Raw genomic sequence first — 18,745 nt, 5'->3', positions numbered from 1 at the left:
TTAATTATAAAAGGATTACTATAACTTAATTGTAGCGACAGAATCTGCTATGTTTATTGTGATAATTTTATTCAAACCCTCTTTACTTCCATTGATTATTTTTTCAATATACTGGGTAGGCATATCTGGATCAAATTTCACTACAGTTTTTATTGTTGTTGAAGTATTAATATTTTCACCTATATATATTATCAGGTTATTTAGAAAAGTAATTCGATCTAAGGAGTTTTCAATTTTTTTCAAATGAGCAATTAAATAGTCAAGCCTTGATATTGATCCCAATAATTCAATAAAGTGCTTTGAAGTTTTTGAAGCTAATAATAACTTATCTATTGAATCAACATCATAGATATCAAGAAAATTTTTTAGCCTTTCTAATCCATAGCTATAATAATTTTCTTTAGATTTTAAGTCGTTCATTAGTGCTTTTTGAAAATCATCTTTTGCAATCTTTAAACTTTCAATCTTATTTTCATTAATTAAATTTTCATTTACTGCTGCGATATCACCAATTATAAATAAAAATAGAGTATCAGCTAAAGTGTTAGTTACCCAATGCTGAAGTTTTGAACTTAATATTTGCCTTTTAATATACTTTTCAATTAAATCATTAATTTCATTTGACCCCAATTCGCCATAATACTTGCTAAGTAAACTGTGTTGCCCAACAAATATTTCTAAAGCCAATTCTAAATCATTTATTTGCCATTCCGATTTAGAAGATACCAACCAGTCTTGATTAATTCCTAATTCTTTTAATGCTCGCTTAACATATTTTATTCCTTTGATATCGTGCTCTGGAACTCCATCAATGACCCCAATATCATGAATTAATGTACCAATTCTAAAAACTAATAAATCATCTTTACTTAATTTATTAAAAATAGTATTACATAGCCTTAATAAGTTGTCGGGTTCTTTTATTTTCGGTAGTGTTTCTGGCCATTCTCCATTAGCTAGTAATTGATTAGAAATCATAAGTCCAATAACCACATGCGTGCACCAACCATCTATTTTATAAAGATTAATACCACCTCTTTTTATTTCATTTGTTTTTTTTAACAAAGGAAATTTTTCTAATAGAACTCTATCATTATTCATCTTCATGAAATTTGAAGCGAATACTAATAAAGGCCAATCATTTGAAAAAATAGTATTTCTAATAAAATAACTATCATTTGTTAAGTTTGAAAACTTTGAAAAACTTTGAAAATTAGATTCATTAAGAAAAGGAAGTTCTATTTCTTCTTTTCTTTGTCTAGCTTCGGCATATTTTTTTATTTCAACCATAAAGGCTGTTTTTAAAAAATTAATATCTTTTTTTTCTATATTCATAATTAATTGTGTTAAATAATTTTAGATGTATTCCATTTTTCTTCATAATAACTTATTAAATTATGAGAGAAGTTCCAATTCCCTCCGCTTTTAAATATTAATTGTGGACTATTATAACCATCCTTTGACATTGGAGAATAGTTCCCCAGTGCAATTTTAAACCCATCAATAATTGTCATTCTCCAATTAGGAAGTTCATCATATAGTTTTATTTGAATGTCAATACCTGATTTTTCTCTTATATCTATTAAAAAATGAATCGTATTATTAACTTCTTCTTTAAATACTTCTATTGGGAAATTTCTTGCTTTATTAAATGAAATTGCAGAATCAGAATCTGGATTTAAAAGTAAAAATCGAATCTGATTATTTGTTTTTCTAAGCACTAATCTTTTTATCATATTAGAAAAAACTTCGCGTTCATTGACCCATTTTATACCAGCAATTCCTAAAAAAGATAATGATAATTGAACAGTATCAATACTTTCTTTAATTGAAAAACCCGTTTTAAAAGAATAGTCAATCCTATCAATCCCAATTTTGCTAAAATGATTCTGAAGAGATTTTGGAATATGTTCATTTACTAATAAACTTTGGTCGATAATTGATTTAATGATATTCTCTTTCCTTTTCCCAAGCTTATCGATTTGATTTTCAAGAATAGTACATACAGGACTAACCGCGGCGATCAAGTTATTATCATCCCTATCTTGGTCTATTATACCAAATGTGATTCCCTCTAAATCAGAAGGAATTTTTAATTGTTTTTTTGCATTAATAATATACACCCTATTTTTTCCCAGTTTAGACATAAATAATCCTAATTCGAAGATTACATTATCTCTAGGACCTTGAAAAACTCTACCTCGACTATTGATTATATCATCATTTGAAAAAATGAAAATAGCAAAATCAAATTTCTCTACTGCTCCAATTAAAATATCAAGAGTTGTTTCTCCTAGAGAAACTATGTATTCATCCCAGATTGTTACTTCTGCTTTTTTACTCAATCGATACTCCATAGACCTTGCAATTTTCAAGGATTCACTAGCAGAGCCTATAAATATTTTTGCTCTAGATTTATACATTTTTGAAAATTAATTAGGACAAATAGAGTTCATATTATTATTAAATAACTCCATATAAAATAGTATTTATTTCTCCTCAAAAATGAGGATGCCAAAACACTTGTTTATGACGAATTTTACAGATATGTATTGTTTCATCTTTGTAATATTAATTTTAAAACTATATACAATGAAAAAAGAGTACAATGAACAATTAGAAAAGAACAAGGGTGTTACAAACACCAATGAAACAGAAGATAGTACTACAGAAAAGCCTAAAGAACCTACTGGAACTCCAGATTCGTCTGGAGAAGTAATTAAGCCTAATGAAAAGAAAGAAAAGAATCCAAAAAAGAAGAGCTAGTATTATTTCTTTATCAACAGAGCAAAGTTCTGGCTTTATTATCTTTACGGAAAATAAAGCCTTTTTTATGAGAAATCTATTCAACCTATTAAAAATGTGTCCTTTCCAAATGACATTCATATTTTACTTATTTTTTTCAGTTCATATATTTGGACAAAATATGACTGTAATAGACAGTCTAATATCAGTTTTAGAGACTCAGAAGGATACAATAAAAATTAAAACGTTAAATGAGCTTGCTTGGGAGTATCGAAAAGCAGATTCAAAAAAGGCTGCCCTATATGCAAGGAATGCTAAAACGATGAGTGATTCCCTTTCATATTTGGATGGAACACTTACCAGTCTTAATCGGTTAGGTGCAATTGCTATATATCAAAAAAACATTAAAGAAGCTGAAGAATTATATTTAAAAATTCTTAAAAAAGAAATAAAACGGAATAATGTTTATGGAATAGCTAGAACTTATAATCAATTAGGGCTAATTTATACTGAAAAAGGTGAATTTTCAAAAGCTTTAACACATACGCTTAAAGCAGAAGAAAAATTTAAGTTGCTAAATAAAACAAATATTATTGCCATTACTTCAAATAATATAGGAGATTTATATCGTCGTCTTGGAAACTATAGACAAGCAATGCAATACTTACTAAAAAGTTTGAATATAAAGGAGAAAAGTGGAAATAAAGAAGCAATAGCACTTACGCTCCAAAATATTGGTATATTTCAAATTGATCTTCAAAATTATAAAAAAGCACTCGATTATTTAAAGAAAAGTGAAATCATTTTTGAAGATATTAACGACCAGTATGAGCTTTCAAAAACCTACAACAATATTGGACTTTCATTTTTTTCATTAAAAGAACATGAAAAAGCATTAAAATATTACAATCAATCTATTGAAATAAAAAAAAGATTAAACTTAAAGGAAAAAGACAATAGCATCTATAACAACCTAGGAACCATATATCATAAAAAAGTATTATTAAATTTGGCTTTATTTAATTATAAAAAAGCTTTGGAAATTAAAAAAAACGCCAACATTTATAACAATATAGCTCATATTTATTTTCAAAAAAATGATTATAATCAAGCATCTATCTTTTACAAAAAAGCATTGAATGAAGCTGAAATATCTAATCAGAGATTTGAAAGAATGGTTACATTAGATAACTTATCCGATATATACTCAAAATTGAAAAATTATTCACTAGCCATACATTATAATGAGTTTTATTTGGAATTAAGAGATAGTTTAGAAAACGATTATAAAAGTGCTATGAGTCTAAAAATGAACTACGAAGAGAAACGACAACAAGTTCAATTACTTGAAAAGGATAAAGAGATAACCAAGATAAGCCTTGAAAAAAAAGAAATAGAAAACTGGCGTAAAACAATTTTAATATATAGTTTGTTAGTAGGATTGGTGTTAGTTTCACTATTATTTTTTGCTATACTTAAAGGAAATAGACAAAAACAATTAACAAAGTTAGCCGAAAAAAATCAACAAATTGAACAGCAGAAAGTTGAAGAATTATTAAAAAAACAGGAGTTAAAATCCATGAATGCAATGATGGTTGGTCAAGAGGAAGAAAGAAAACGCATCGCAAGAGATTTACACGATAGACTAGGGAGTATGTTAGCTATGGTTAAGAACCATTTTAAATCTGTTGAGATTGATATTGATGGTTTGAAAAGTTCAAATACTAAATTATATAATAAAGCAAACAAATTATTAGATGAGGCTTGTGAAGAAGTACGAAAAATATCGCAAGATATGGCTTCAGGAGTATTGACGAAATTTGGATTAACAGCAGTTTTGGAAGATTTAAAAGAAACTTTAGAAGAAAGCAAACAGCTAGAAGTTGAATTTATAAGCCATGGTTTAAACGATAGATTGCCTTTAGAATTGGAAATTTCTATTTATAGAATTATTCAAGAGTTAATTAGCAATATTCTAAAACATGCAAAAGCCTCTGAAATTAGTATTCAACTATTAAAAGGTAAACAAAGACTTAATATAATTGTGGAAGATAATGGAATTGGTTTTAAAAATAATTCAACACACTTAGGTATGGGATTAAAAAATATAGATGCTAGAATAGATGGTTTGCATGGAGATTTTAAAATAGATTCTACCCTTGAAAAAGGAACTACCATCACGATTGATATTCCATTAAAAAATAATAAATATGATTAATATACTTATAGCAGATGATCATGAAATTGTGGTGGAAGGATTACGTTCATTAATCGAGGCTGAAAATGAAATTTCAATTATTGGGGAAGCAAATAATGGAGAACAAGTAATTCCTTTATTAGAAAATAATCTAGTAGATGTTGCTGTACTTGATATTAGTATGCCTAAGATGGATGGTGTTGATTTAACATTATTTATAAAAAGTAATTATCCAAAAGTTAAAATTTTAATATTAACTATGCACAATGAAATTGGTTTTATTCGAAGAGTTATTGAAGCAGGTGCACATGGGTATATTTTGAAAAACAAAGGAAAAGAAGAATTGGTAAGAGCTATCAAAGCACTACATAGCGGAAATGAATATTTGGGAGAAGAAGTTACAAAAACATTATTTTCAAGTATAAGAAATTCTACGGTCTATGGAGAAATTCAACTTACAAAACGAGAAAAAGAAGTTTTAAAATTAATAGCTAATGGTAATACCACTCCGAAAATTTCTGACGCTCTTAATATTGCACATTCAACAGTAGAAACCTACCGAAGAAATTTATTAGAAAAAACAGGAGTTAAAAACTCAAAAGGTCTTGTGAAGTTTGCTATTGAAAATGGCTATCATTAATTTTTAAAAAAAGATAAAACAAAAAAGCTGATTCGTGAGAATCAGCTTTTTTGTTTAGCCATTATATTGACATATTCTAACTCCTCATTTTTGAGGATAAAAAAATCAATATAAGTAAGGGAATATGTATAGAGATGATGTCTCAATTTTGCTTTGTATAAATAAAACACATATCTACAATGTCAAAACTTCAAATTCTATATTCCAAAGAACTTGCTAAAGAACTTGGAAAAATTGCTGTGTATTTACCTGGAGAGCAAGTTGTCGTGGGTGATATCATCACCTTCCCAAATGGGAACTCTTTTTTAGGGAAATCAAGGCCTTTAGGAACTTTTAAAAAAATTACTTCATTACAAAATTTAGGTGTGGAATATAAAGAACCTAGCTTTTCTAAAAAACCAGATACTTACCATTTTTCAAGTAAAAATGCAGTAAACTTTAATTTTGATGTAGGAACTAATGCTGATTTAGGAAATGAAGAATTACCAAATGGAAAAGCTAATGTAAAAATCAATTTTACAAATGAAGGTGCTATCTATTTTTTAGCAATTGATTGTGATAAAAAAGAACTGAACGATTTAAGTGCCTTAGAAAAACAAATAAATGATAAAGGGGGAAATTTGTTATGGAAAAACACTTATTTGGTAACTTCTGTTACTGTTGCTAAAAAAGCTTTTATTGCACAATCACGCTCCAAAACATCAGAATTAGTAATTCAAAGTAGTCTTAAAGGAGTTCAATCTGGTCAATTGAACCTCAAAGCGGATGCTAACTTATCTCTAAGCAAACAACAAGGTGATGTTTTTATCAAAGATTGGTCAGATGATGTAACAGTTTTTATGGATCTTATCAAGTTTGAAGAAGAAATTTTTGGTAAAAGACATAGAGGTAATAAAGTCATTTTAACAGATACCCCTAAAACTTCACGAATAGTATTCAAAACAGTATCTATAAAAGAACTATTAACAGATTAATTATATATCATGAAATTTTATACCAAAGAATATTTAGAAAATTTATCAAAAAGAGGTATGAGCGGAACAAGAACATTCTCTTATGCCGTTAATGAAAACAAGAATAAAACAAGTTTTGACATTTTCTTATCACATAGCTTCAAAGACAAAAAATATAGAAGGATTGTATACAGAACTGAGCTCTAAGGGATACTCTGTATATGTAGATTGGATTATTGATGCAGATTTGCAAAGAACGAATGTAAGCAAAACAACGGTAAATAGAATACGAATGAGAATGAAGCAATCAAAATCTTTAATCTATGCCACCTCAGAAAATGCTTCAACTTCAAAATGGATGCCTTGGGAACTTGGTTTTATGGACGGTGATACAAATGGAAAATGCGCCATTCTACCAATCACAGATTATGAAAAAAGCTCCTTTAATGGGCAAGAGTTTTTATCTGTTTATCCTAAAATAGGTCAAGGGACAAGATTTTATGATAATGACTTGGACATTCAGGGGCTTAGTGGAGATCAATCAATGAAATCTTGGATGAGTATATAAAGTAATAACAATTAAAAACGAAAAATTATGTTGACAACCCAAAATTTATTTATTAGTCATTCATGGCAATATTCTGACACTTATGATGATTTATGCAAACTTTTAGATCAGAGAAGTTATTTTGATTATAAAAATTTTTCTGTACCTAAAGATGATCCAGTTCATACTAATGGTACTGATAAACAATTAATAGAAGCAATATATAATCGATTAAAACTATGCCATGTGGTTTTAATTATGGGAGGTGTTTATGCGACTCATAGTAAATGGATAAACAAGGAAATATTAATTGCTAATCAAAGTTTTTCTGTACCAAAACCTATTATAGGCATAAGGCCTTTAGGGCAGACTAATATTTCTAAAGCAGTTCAAGAAAATGCTGTAGAAATAGTTAATTGGAACACTGAATCCATTGTTTCAGCAATTAGAAGAAATTCAAACGCATAAAATTATGAGAAAAGCATTAGTAGTAGGAATAAATTATTATAAGGATCAAAATTCACTATATGGTTGTGTCAACGATGCATATGCTGTGAAAACTGTTTTAGAAAGACATGGAGACGGAACAATTAACTTTGATGTAAAATTATTAACAGCTACAGGAGAAGATAACCTTGTAAAGAAGAGTGTTCTAAAAAAACAGATTACAGAACTGTTTAAAAGCGAAGATGAAGTTGTTTTTTATTTTTCGGGGCATGGTCACATTGAAGGTACTGGAGGTTATCTAATAACTTCTGATTGTAAAGAAGGTGATGAAGGTATGCCAATACAAGAGTTAATGAAAATCGCTAATGAATCTAAAGCTAAAAATAAAATTATCATACTAGATTCTTGTCATAGTGGATATGCAGGTTTGGATTATCAATCTGACAATTCATTACTCTCAAAAGGAACAACAATTTTGACTGCTTCTTCAAAAGATCAGTACGCAACTGAAAAAAATGGTTCTGGCGTTTTTACATCATTATTAGTTGATGCTTTAAATGGAGGTGCTGCTAATTTAATGGGTAAAATAACACCAGGTAGCGTATATGCTCATATCGATCAATCACTTGGACCTTGGCAACAAAGACCCCTTTTTAAAACAAATATTGAAAACTTTGTTTCTTTAAGAACTGTTCAACCTCCTGTTGTATTAAGTGATTTAATTCAAATTACCTCTTTATTCGAAGAAAAAGGAACTGAACTTCAATTGAATCCTTCATTTGAGCTAGAAAGCGAAAGCCCTAATACAGAAAATACAAGAAAATTTACTATTCTTCAAAAGTATGAAGGTGTTGGACTTGTAATTCCTGTAGGTGCCAGTAAAGAGCATATGTACCATGCTGCTATGGAATCAAAATATTGTGTATTAACTCTTCTTGGACAGCACTATTGGTCGCTAGTTAAGAATAAAAGAATATAATTATGAACGAATTTCTATTTTACCTAACCCGCTACGGAACATACTTAATCCAAGGATTAGTAGCATTTCTAATTTTAAAATCTATTTTTAGTGCTACATTTAAAAGTCATCATTCAAAATGGAATACCTTAATTGATAATTTCAATTTTTCAACACAGGAATTTTATAAATTACTTAAAGAAGAATTGCAAAATCAAGGGATTAAACGTATTGAAATTGAACAAGTCTCTTTAAAAGAAGGTAATGCATTTTCATCAAGAAGAAGTTATTTAAGAGCCACTTGGAAAGAATATCAATACGATATTTGTGCGGCGCCTTTTGGGAAAGGTTTTTTTATTTCTTGGTGGTTGCTGTATAAAAATTCTATAGGTCAACTTATTATTTCAAAGATTCCGTTTGTTGGAGGATGGCTTGCAAGAAAACTATATCCTGTAACCTATTATAAAATAGATACAGCCTCGATGTTTATGACATATGCACAGGCTGCTGTTTTAAAAGTAATTGATGATATTACAAAATCACAGGGCGTAAAAGCCTTATCAGAACAAGAACGTAAACCTACGCTACAAGATATCTTCAAACGATAATGGAATGAAGCTATCATTAGCGGAACAGGCTACAATTAATTTTTATGAATTTGATTACAAGGGACGTGGTTATTACCACTTCCCTTTTTGTGTGGATATAGAACCACCTTTTACCCATTTTTATCATCATCAAAATATAAAAACGTATTCGCAAGATTATGATGATGGAAGAGCACTATCCTATTTTAAACAATTAACAACACTTTTTGCTTCCAAAGTGCAAGAAGAAAGTGAAGAAATAGAAAAACCTTTTTTACCAAAAGAAGTAATTTCAAAACCTGTATTGGTTGGATTGGAAATTTCCTTTCCAAAAAGACCATATATTGATAAAACGTTGTTTGTCGAGTTATTGAATATGCTTGACTATTCTGAAAATTCTATTTCTTTTGAGATTATTGGTACTTTCGAGAAGATTACCATTCAGATTGTTTGCAGTGAAAAAGATAAAATGAGAATAACCTCGCATTGTAAAGCCTATTTTTCATCCATTTTATTTAAAGAAGTAAATGCCTTAGACCTCCCTTTTAATGGTTATGATAATATTGCTGTTTGTGATTTTGGTTTGGAAGAGGAGTCTATGCGATCTATTCATACTCCCCAAAACTTTAATATTGATACTTTAACAAGTATTTTTGCAACATTTGAAAACTTGCAACAAGGTGATGTTATTGTCTATCAGGTTTTATTTAAAGGAGTTGTAAATCCATGGTCAAAAAGTATGATGAATGCAGTTTCTGACTCTAGTGGAAATTCATTCTTTGTTGATGCTCCAGAAATGCTTCAGTTGGCTAAGAACAAGGTTTCTAAGCCTTTGTTTGCAGTTGTGGTACGTTTGGCTACACAATCATTGTTCAAGGAACGTACCGAGTATTTAGCTTCTGAAATAATCCGAACCATTTCTACTTTTTCAAAATCCGAGTTTAATCGGTTGATTCCATTATCAAATGAAGGATATGAATATCAACACCATATAGAAAATCTGTTTTACCGACAAACAAACAGATTAGGAATGCTCTTAAATACTGATGAATTAGTATCGCTTGTACATTACCCAAACGAAAGTTTTGTATCTTCTAAATTAGGTTTTAATGATAAAAAGACGAAAAAAGCACCTCAAATTGTTTTGCAAGATACTGGAGGTTGTTTTATTGGTATTAATTCACACCAACAAGAAGAATACGCTGTTCATTTAACCAAAAAACAACGCCTCAAACATGTTCATATTGTTGGAGCCACAGGGGTTGGAAAATCAACATTGATTGCCAATATGGTGTTGGATGATATTGAAAAAGGTAATGGTATCGCTCTATTTGATCCTCATGGTGATATTTGTGATGATATTTTACTTCGAATTCCAAATCATCGAAAAGGAGATGTGATTGTAATTGATCCTTCAGACAGTGAATTTCCTATCGGATTTAACCTACTGCACGCAACAACCGATGCGGAAAAGATAGTACTCAGTTCGGATTTAGTTTCTTCATTTAAACGTCACGCCACAGCTTGGGGAGATAATATGACTGCTGTATTATCCAATGCCATCAATGCTTTTTTAGAAAGTAGTTATGGTGGAACATTGATAGAACTTAAACGTTTTTTAATTGAAGAGAAATTTAGAAATGCTTTTTTAGAAAAAATTGATGATAATTCTGTTCATTATTATTGGAAAAACGAGTACCCTCTTGTAAAAAAAGGTATTGCTCCTTTATTAACAAGAATTGATACTTTTTTACGTCCCAAGATTATTAGGTATATGTTGGCACAAAAAAAAGGTATTGATTTTAAAGAATGTATCGAAAAAAAGAAAATCGTTTTACTCAAATTATCGCAAGGACTGATTGGAGAAGATAATTCGTATTTATTAGGCTCATTGTTTATTTCTAAATTCAATCAAGTAGCATTATCAAGACAACAAATCTCTAAAGAAAAAAGGCATCCATTTTATATTTATATGGATGAATTTCAGAATTTTATAACACCTTCGATAACGGCGATGCTCTCTGGAGTTCGTAAGTATGGAATAGGGCTTGTTTTAGCACACCAAGAACTTGCTCAAATTGAAGAACAAAAAGTATTGAATTCTGTGATTTCAAATCCTTTTACACGAATCTGTTTTAGATTGGGAGATAATGATGCACGTAAATTAGAAACTGGTTTTTCTTTTTTTGAACAAAATGATTTGCAAAGTTTAGGTACAGGAGAAGTAATTATGCGTGTTGGAAGTAGTTCAAATGATTTTAGCCTCTCAACATCAAAATTATCAAATCAAATAAATTCTGTAGTTAAAGATTTTATCATTCAAAATACACGAAGCAAATACACCAAAAATCGTTCTGAAATAAAAACGTTGTTAGATAGTTTATTACCTAAACCAAAAATATCCAAAGAAAAAGAAAAATCTATTTCTACTAAAATTTTAGAAGAAACATCTGAAGATAAAATAAATAAGACTATAAAATCTCTTCCTAAAATTGTAAAAGAAGAGAAGAAGTTAATTCCAAAGAAAGAGGAAAAAGTATCCACTAACTTTGAAAAACAAAAGGAAGTTTATCTCCAGCAAGCTGATGAACAAGTAATACTTCGCAAACATCGTTCATTGCAATATCTTGTTCGCACTATGGCTGTGCAACGTGGTTTTAAAGCGACTCTTGAAGAAGAAGCAAACAATGGTGGGCGTGTTGATGTTGGGTTATTAAAAGATGAGATTCGTATTGCTATTGAAATTTCAGTAACCAATACTGTAGAATATGAAGTTCAAAATATTCAGAAATGCATAGATAGTAATTATTCTCTGGTTTATATGATTTCTGATGATGAAAAACATCTGCAAAATATTAAAGAACAATCCTTAAAAGTTATTCCAAAAAAGTTATATTCCAAAATCCATTTTTTCCCTTCCAAAGAATTGTCTTTATACTTGGATGCAATAACTCCGACTTCAATTGTTAAAGAGAAACGTGTTCGAGGCTATCGCGTGAAAGTAAATTATAAAACAGAAGATGGAGATATGAATAAGCAAAAATCTATTACCAATATTATTATGGATGCCTTACGGAAAAAGTAGTGTTTCTTTTCAAAAATAAATTGATTTTTAAAGCTACTTTTTTATCCACCTTACAATACCTGGCTTGTTCTATTTTTAAAATAACTTCTTTAGGAATATTTACCATTAATAAAAAATCATCCATTGAAACCGAATGTTGTTTTCTCCATAATTTTGTTCTCATCCCAATTTTATCGAAGTTAGATGTTAACTTTGGTATGAAACCTAAAAACTCAATTATAGATTCTAAATATTTTGGATGAATTGTTTTTTTGTTTATCTCCCAACTTGATAAGCACATACCATTTACTCCAAAGAATTTTGCTGCTGTGGCTTGAGATAAATTTCTTTTTTGTCTTTCTCTTTTTATAAATTCTCCTAAAGTTTTAGGTTTTATTTTTGGTGTGGTTTTTTTAGGTATTTTAGCTTTCAGAGTAAAACTGCATTTGGGTATCATTGAGTATACACGGTGTTGCCAACAGTACTTATTTCCACTTTTCTATTAATTCTATCACACCTTTTTTAATTCCGCTATAAAATTCTCCGTTTTTAAATTCAGGTATTATTTTTTCGCCAATTACTTTTTTACAAACTTCGTCAGTCAATATCAATTCAGTTCCAGTTCCAGTGGCAATTCCGATTTGTCTGCAAGGATTACACACAACTATTGTCAGTCCGTTGTTTTTTTCGGCAGTTCCAATTCCCCAATAATTCATTAAATCACCTGCGTATTTTTGAATTTCAGAATAAGGTGAAATACTATCTACAGTCACAACAACTATTTGTCGTGTTGTTTTTATGTTGTAATCGTAAATAATATCAGATAATTCCTTTCTTTGAGCAGAATTGAAAATACTGTCGTAATCATTAATAATCAGACCTTTGAGTTTTGTCTCTTTAATTTTTTCAATTTTAGAGAAATCAAATTCAGTTTTAGGATTTTTGGTTTCCGTTTCTTGAGCATTTCCTTTGCAGGAAAGTAAATTTAAAGTCAAGAAAAGGATTAATATTTTAGTTCCGATTTTCATTTTTCGTATTGTTGGCAACGGTTTTGTGTTATGGAAAGTTGCGTTTTTAAGATTGGCTGATTTTCCGAAGGAAAATTAAGACAAGATTAAAAAAGCAACAAACTTTGTTTAAGCTAAAAATAGCAATTTTTTATACATGGTGTTGTAAAATGCATATTTAATTTCCCCATAATTTTATAAGATTCAGTTTTTATTATTTTTCCTTTTTTTAAATTCAGATTCTGAGTAATAATTCCGCAATTTTGATTTTCCGTATTTAGCTCAATTCCGCAAACTTTCTAAATTCAGAATTTGAGTAAGAATTCTGCAATTTTGTTTTTTCAGAGTTTGAGTAAATTCCTTTTTATTAAATTTCTAAAACTTTCCAATTTTCACAAATTTTAATGAGCGAGAGAGTGCTCCACATTTTTAAGATTCAATTTTTTTCAGAATTCAGTTTTTCAAACTTTAAAAGTAAAATGCTTTTTTAAAGAACTTTAGCTTTTAGATTTTTCTTTCAACCAGTTTTTTACAACGTTGTTGTATAAGGTTTGTTGCGTGGTTTAAGCACTAAAGTTACTAAATAATTACAGACGAAGAAAGTCCGAGAGGACTTTCGTAAGTGAACAAAAAGCCAGCAATAAATTTTATACGGTGTTACAAACAGTTTTTTATAAATGATATTCTATTCCCAAGTTAAAATTTCTCATAATTATTGAATTTTTATTATCCAAATTATGGTAATATCTTGTGTTAATTCCAAATTTATTTGAGATTCTGTAATTAATTCCTAACGCTAAATTTAGATTAATACTGTTGTAATCAAAGTAAAGAGATTCATTACTTAAAGGTTCAAAAGGTCCAGGAAGATATTCCTTCTTCAATTTTTGTTGAATTATATATTTCATTTCTATTCCAGCTTCTAAATGAAATTTATTAAAAATCAAATATTGAATAACTACAGGAAAATTGATTCCTGTTTCATTAAGATTTAATTCAAATCTTTGTAAAACAGCTTCATTAGGACTCGTTCTAATAAATTCCTGAATTAATCCAGAAGTATTAAGATTATTAAATAACAATTCAGTTTGGATGTTAAACTTTTTATGAATCTTGAAATTGACAAATCCTCCAACTTGAAAGCCAATTTCATTCTCGGATTCTATTAATTCAACTTTTTCTAAACTTGAGTTAAGTTTAAAATTTGAGTAATTTAAACCCGTTTTTATTCCAAAGTTTATATTCGAGTTTTGTCCATTCATTGAAATTGAACTTATGAATAAAAAAATAATCAGATACTTCTTTCTTGTATGCAATTTGATTTTCGTTTTAATTGTTTGTAACGTTGTTGTATAAGATTAGTTGCGTGTTTTAAGCACTAAAGTTAGCAAATAAATTACAGATAGAAAGTCCGCGAGGACTTTCGTAAATATGCTAGAACTAGCAATTAATTTTATACGGTGTTGGCAAATCGTTTTTTTTACCATAATAGTTCAGTTCCATTTTCAGAATTCCAAAACGTTCCGCTTTCAAATTTGTTTGTTAAAAACTCAAAAATATTTTCCGCTGATTGTTCAGGTGTTAATCTACCATTTTTAAGATTGCTTTCTATTATAGACGTTTTTACCCAACCTGGATGAATTGAAGCAACTCTAATTTTATTTTTCAATCTATTTGTCAGTATTTTTGTGTACATATTTAAAGCACTTTTCGACATTCGATAAGCAACAGAGTCAGTCAATTCACAAACATCTAAAGAACCCATTTTTGAGGATATATTTAGAATAATTCCGTTTTCGTTTATGAATTCAATCAAGGGTTCTGTGAAAAATACAGTTCCAGTTACATTAACATCAAAAGTCAGATTAAAAGATTCTTTTTCTGGAATGTAAGTGTCTAAATCTGGTCCAATTCCAGCGTTGTTAATTAAAAAGTCAATATTTTTAAAATTCCCAAAAATCTCTTTGTGAGCATTCTTGATACTTTCCGTGTTTGATAGGTCTAATTTTAAAGGATAAAAATTCTTATGCTCAAAGTTTTCAATTTTTCTGCTTCTACTTGTTCCAATAACAAAGAAATTTTCATTCAACATTTTTTCAGTCAAGGCTTTTCCAATTCCTTTACTTGCTCCTGTTATTAATACAATTTTGTTCATTTTGTGCTGTTCTTGTATTATACTGATATAGGTTGACCTTTTTTTAGTTTAATTTATACCGTTCAAACAATTTTTTTTAGCCGTTTAGAAGGCAAAAAATAGTTTGAACTAGTTCTGTTGTTAAATCTTAAGTTCAGGTAAATTTACATTATTTTTTCGATAGGATTTGTATTTGATGTTAGGATTTAGATGGACTTCAGCAGGTTTTCTGAGATCTATGCTAAAATGAGTTCTCAAATTGTTATAAATATAGACGGCTTGATCTGTCATTTTTTGTGCTAATTCAGTGTTTTTAATGTTTTGTTTTAAACCATATTCATATTTCAAAGTTCTATTAATTCGTTCAGCTACAGCGTTTTCATAGGGATCGTATTGTTCAGTCATACTTATTATAATTCCATTTTCTTCAGCAAATGCTGTGTATTTAGGGTTACAGTATTGAAAACCTCTATCCGAATGATGAATAATTTTTTGATTGTGATACTTTCTGTTTTTAATAGCCATAGCAAGCGCATCACTGCAAAGCGATGTTCTCATATGGTTATCTATTTTATACCCCATAATTTGCTTAGAATAGGCATCTGTTACTAAGGCGAGGTAATTATGTCCATTCTCGGTTTTAATGTATGTAATATCGCTTACCCAAAGTTGTTCAGGTCGAGTAGGCACGTGGTCTTTAACCAGGTTTTTATATTTTTTGTACATGTGGTTTGAGTTTGTCGTTGTGATGTAATTTTTAGTTTTAGGAATCAAAAGATTATTAAGTCTGAGGAATCGATAGAATTTGTCTCTACCTATCTTAATATCAGCGTTTATAAAGTCTTTTTTAAGCTCAGCATAAAGTTTTATTCCACCAGTTTTAGAACCTACTTTTTTGCGGTATTGCTTAACTAATTTGATTAGTTTTTGATGGTCTACTTCTTGTTTTCGTTGTACTTTGAGTCTTTTGTAGAAGGCTTGTTTGCTAACCCCAAAACATCCATAAAGCCACTTTCTTTTATACGTGCCTTTTTCTTTAGCTCTATCTCTTTTGCTAATGTTTTGGGTAATGACTTTTTTGACATATCAACGCCTGTAATAAGTTCCATATCAGCGATAATGTCCTGTTGGAAGTCTTTTTGAAACTCAAGTTCTTCAATCTTTTCCTTTAGCTTTTTAATTTCATCGTTTTTACTCATACCTGTATTTTGTTGTACTAAGGTACTGTATTTTCTTAACCAATAGGTAATGGTTGTTCTAGGAACATCATATTTTTTTGAAGCTTGGTTATTGGATAGTTGTCCGTTAAGAATTTGGTCAACGACTAAAAGTTTGGTTTCTAAAGTTACTTTTTGATAGCTTTTTTTTCGCCAGTGTTCATTTTTTGTTTTCATAAGTGACTGTAATTAATTGCTTAATTTTTAGTCAACCTATTTCAGGAAAGTTCAAACCGCAATTATTTTTATACGGTGTTGTGTGTAGTTTTTATTCCGATTTTATAATCTTTTTAGTCGTAATACCTTTGTCTGAATAAATTTTAACAAAGTAAATTCCGTTTTTTAAGTTTTGAGTAGAAATTGAATTATTTATCAAATGCGATACTTTTATTAATTTTCCTGTAATTCCTATGATTTCTACTTTTTCTATATTTAGGTTGTTGTTGATTGTAAAGTTTAAATTATCTAGAACTGGATTTGGATATATTTTGAATGAATTGTTTAAATCAAAGTTTTCTGAACTTAAAGTACTTGTATCTATAGTCCAAGTTATTCTATAACTTTCACATCCTCCAAACATTTGAATACCAATTGTATTATTTTGTTGGTTGAAATTATTATAAGTAAATGTTTCTGTCAAACCATTAGTTGTATAATTATCAATAGAAATTTGTTGTGTAGCATTGTCTATTAGTATGTTAGCACCAGCACCATCTGTACTATTTACAGAATTTGTGTTTTCAAGTGTTATTAATAATGTTCCGTTAGTTGTTGGCGTAAAACTATACCAGTCTTCTCCACTAAAATTTGGGTCTGCTGAATTATTGAACCAACCTTCTGTTGGTGTGTTTTCATTGATAGTGATTGAGTCATTAAAATTATCATTAGGTTCTGGGTCAGATGAATAAAGAGTGGGATTAAATTGATAAGAAAGAGTGTAGTTAATTAACCCATCTGCTCCGTGATATTGTGCATTATTTAAAATTATTCCAATAGTTTCACCATTTTCAACACAAGTCGTTTCATAATTATTAACACTGCCACCAATAGTATAATTATTAACTGCACCAATATATGCTTGGTTATTAATTAGCGAAGATGAGTCATCTAACTGTAAATTTATAGTATAAGTTCCATTACCTGCTGATATAAATGTATAAGTGGATTCTTGCGAAGGATTTGAACTAAAAAAAGTACCTGTGAAACTACCAGAGCTTTGTGCAAAAACTCCAATAGTAAATAATAAAAAGGTTAAGTTAAAAAGTAATTGTTTTTTCATTTTTTATAGATTTTAGTTAATTAATTTGTAAAAATAAGTTGTAATGAAATTATAATCAATACCTATTAGTAGGTAAAAAAGCAAAATGTTGTTCAAATTACACACAACGTGTTTGTACAAGGTTAGTTGCTTGGTTTAAGAACTAAATTTACTAAATAATTACTGACAAAGAAAATCCGCGAGGATTTTCGTAAGTAGGCAAAAAGCAAGCAATTAATTTTGTACGGTGTTGGCAATAGTTTTTTTATTCATATTTAGTTCCAAAATAGTCTGTAATAATTATACTGTCTTTTTTGAATTCCATTTTAGGTTCATAACCTCTTTCAACATAACTTTCTAAACAAATTGTATCATTCAATTTAAATATACACGTTTTATAAGTTCCTTCTCCGATATTTTTAAATTTATAAATAAATTCGTTATTTGAATTTACCTGTTTTTTGTTAATTGTAACTAAATTATTTTTTGAAGAGAATTCAATTTTTTGAATATTTTCATTTTCCTCAATTTTTAAGGTTACAATTACATCATTTCCATTTCCAACTATAAATGGTTTTTTTTCCATTTTGATAAAACTTGATAGAGTTTCGCCATCAGGAGAATGGTCAAGATATTTTCCATTTATATAAAGAATTTTATTCCCAAGTATTTCAAATTTTTCTCCATTTTCGTCAAAATTTTTCCACTCGTTAAATTCTAACCAGCAATAACCATTTTTACTTTTTTCCCAAGTTCCAAAATGTTTTAAAATTAATTCTCCTTTTGAATAAAAGTGAGTAAATTCTCCGTTCTTTTTAATTTCAATGTAATTTTCAATTCCTTCTTTTTGAGAATAATATTTTCCTAAAAACTCATTTTCAGAAGGACAAATTTCACAACTTATAAATGTTAAAAAAACTAATATTAAATATAATAGATCTTTCATTCTTGATTTCGGTTGTTAATTATTGCTTACAACGTTGTTGTATAA

The 18,745-nt window shown here is 29.0% G+C and carries 18 protein-coding genes and 1 pseudogene; 9 read left to right on the top strand and 10 right to left on the bottom strand.

From position 1 onward, the window contains the following. Window positions 1-18: 18 nt before the first annotated feature. Both PHEL85_RS16750 and PHEL85_RS17515 read right to left on the bottom strand, forming a co-directional pair. A complete protein-coding gene (locus tag PHEL85_RS16750) occupies window positions 19-1,335 on the bottom strand; it encodes a hypothetical protein (protein ID WP_036827784.1) in 1,317 nt (438 codons plus the stop codon). An 11-nt stretch (window positions 1,336-1,346) separates the two neighbouring features. Continuing rightward, window positions 1,347-2,423: a nucleotide-binding protein gene (locus tag PHEL85_RS17515; RefSeq protein ID WP_052108636.1), complete on the bottom strand. Its 1,077-nt coding sequence runs from the start codon at window positions 2,421-2,423 to the stop codon at window positions 1,347-1,349. Window positions 2,424-2,592: 169 nt separating this feature from the next. Between PHEL85_RS17515 and PHEL85_RS17845 the strand changes: the two genes are divergently transcribed. The 9 genes from PHEL85_RS17845 to PHEL85_RS16705 all read left to right on the top strand — a co-directional run bounded on the left by PHEL85_RS17845 (window position 2,593) and on the right by PHEL85_RS16705 (window position 12,159). Further along, window positions 2,593-2,766, top strand: coding sequence for a hypothetical protein (locus PHEL85_RS17845; RefSeq protein ID WP_156109285.1), 174 nt, complete (start codon window positions 2,593-2,595; stop codon window positions 2,764-2,766). Next, window positions 2,729-4,963 carry a tetratricopeptide repeat protein gene (locus tag PHEL85_RS16740; protein ID WP_081965177.1) on the top strand — a complete coding sequence of 745 codons (2,235 nt, stop codon included), beginning with the start codon at window positions 2,729-2,731 and terminating at the stop codon, window positions 4,961-4,963. Before PHEL85_RS17845 ends, PHEL85_RS16740 begins: the two co-directional genes overlap by 38 nt. Then, a complete protein-coding gene (locus PHEL85_RS16735) occupies window positions 4,956-5,582 on the top strand; it encodes a response regulator transcription factor (RefSeq protein ID WP_036827778.1) in 627 nt (208 codons plus the stop codon). The genes PHEL85_RS16740 and PHEL85_RS16735 overlap by 8 nt, the downstream gene beginning before the upstream one ends. Before the next feature lie 179 nt (window positions 5,583-5,761). After that, the gene (locus tag PHEL85_RS16730) at window positions 5,762-6,556 is read left to right on the top strand and encodes a hypothetical protein (RefSeq protein WP_036827774.1); all 795 of its coding nucleotides are present in this window, start codon (window positions 5,762-5,764) and stop codon (window positions 6,554-6,556) included. Window positions 6,557-6,647: 91 nt separating this feature from the next. After that, the gene (locus PHEL85_RS16725) at window positions 6,648-7,103 is read left to right on the top strand and encodes a toll-Interleukin receptor (RefSeq protein WP_156109283.1); all 456 of its coding nucleotides are present in this window, start codon (window positions 6,648-6,650) and stop codon (window positions 7,101-7,103) included. Between the two features lie 27 nt (window positions 7,104-7,130). After that, a complete protein-coding gene (locus PHEL85_RS16720) occupies window positions 7,131-7,550 on the top strand; it encodes a TIR domain-containing protein (protein ID WP_200882370.1) in 420 nt (139 codons plus the stop codon). Window positions 7,551-7,554: 4 nt separating this feature from the next. Continuing rightward, the gene (locus tag PHEL85_RS16715; RefSeq protein ID WP_036828030.1) at window positions 7,555-8,508 is read left to right on the top strand and encodes a caspase domain-containing protein; all 954 of its coding nucleotides are present in this window, start codon (window positions 7,555-7,557) and stop codon (window positions 8,506-8,508) included. Window positions 8,509-8,510: 2 nt separating this feature from the next. Further along, window positions 8,511-9,095 carry a hypothetical protein gene (locus tag PHEL85_RS16710; protein WP_036827771.1) on the top strand — a complete coding sequence of 195 codons (585 nt, stop codon included), beginning with the start codon at window positions 8,511-8,513 and terminating at the stop codon, window positions 9,093-9,095. Window positions 9,096-9,099: 4 nt separating this feature from the next. Next, window positions 9,100-12,159: a type IV secretory system conjugative DNA transfer family protein gene (locus PHEL85_RS16705; protein WP_081965176.1), complete on the top strand. Its 3,060-nt coding sequence runs from the start codon at window positions 9,100-9,102 to the stop codon at window positions 12,157-12,159. Here the strand turns inward: PHEL85_RS16705 and PHEL85_RS16700 are convergent. The 8 genes and pseudogenes from PHEL85_RS16700 to PHEL85_RS16665 all read right to left on the bottom strand — a co-directional run bounded on the left by PHEL85_RS16700 (window position 12,134) and on the right by PHEL85_RS16665 (window position 18,700). Further along, window positions 12,134-12,595, bottom strand: coding sequence for a helix-turn-helix domain-containing protein (locus PHEL85_RS16700; RefSeq protein WP_036827766.1), 462 nt, complete (start codon window positions 12,593-12,595; stop codon window positions 12,134-12,136). The two genes, PHEL85_RS16705 and PHEL85_RS16700, sit on opposite strands and share 26 nt — an antisense overlap. 28 nt (window positions 12,596-12,623) lie before the next feature. After that, complete coding sequence (locus PHEL85_RS16695) at window positions 12,624-13,166, bottom strand: TPM domain-containing protein (protein WP_036827763.1); 543 nt, start codon at window positions 13,164-13,166, stop codon at window positions 12,624-12,626. Window positions 13,167-13,816: 650 nt separating this feature from the next. Beyond that, complete coding sequence (locus PHEL85_RS16690) at window positions 13,817-14,461, bottom strand: porin family protein (RefSeq protein ID WP_262501569.1); 645 nt, start codon at window positions 14,459-14,461, stop codon at window positions 13,817-13,819. 164 nt (window positions 14,462-14,625) lie between these two features. After that, on the bottom strand, window positions 14,626-15,300 hold the full coding sequence (locus PHEL85_RS16685; protein WP_036827758.1) for an SDR family NAD(P)-dependent oxidoreductase: 675 nt from the start codon (window positions 15,298-15,300) through the stop codon (window positions 14,626-14,628). A gap of 120 nt (window positions 15,301-15,420) precedes the next feature. Beyond that, a pseudogene (locus tag PHEL85_RS17840) lies at window positions 15,421-16,257 on the bottom strand (IS3 family transposase); the annotation flags it as partial. Further along, window positions 16,215-16,673 carry a helix-turn-helix domain-containing protein gene (locus tag PHEL85_RS16675; RefSeq protein WP_036825498.1) on the bottom strand — a complete coding sequence of 153 codons (459 nt, stop codon included), beginning with the start codon at window positions 16,671-16,673 and terminating at the stop codon, window positions 16,215-16,217. The pseudogene PHEL85_RS17840 and the gene PHEL85_RS16675, both read right to left, overlap by 43 nt. 91 nt (window positions 16,674-16,764) lie before the next feature. Beyond that, window positions 16,765-17,775, bottom strand: coding sequence for a T9SS type A sorting domain-containing protein (locus tag PHEL85_RS16670; protein WP_036827756.1), 1,011 nt, complete (start codon window positions 17,773-17,775; stop codon window positions 16,765-16,767). A gap of 244 nt (window positions 17,776-18,019) precedes the next feature. Then, window positions 18,020-18,700 (bottom strand): hypothetical protein, encoded by a 681-nt coding sequence (locus PHEL85_RS16665; protein WP_036827748.1) that lies wholly within the window; start codon window positions 18,698-18,700, stop codon window positions 18,020-18,022. Window positions 18,701-18,745: the final 45 nt, after the last annotated feature.

The organism is Polaribacter sp. Hel1_85, from assembly GCF_000766795.1.
GTDB lineage: Bacteria > Bacteroidota > Bacteroidia > Flavobacteriales > Flavobacteriaceae > Polaribacter.
This window is presented reverse-complemented; position numbering and strand designations above follow the sequence as displayed.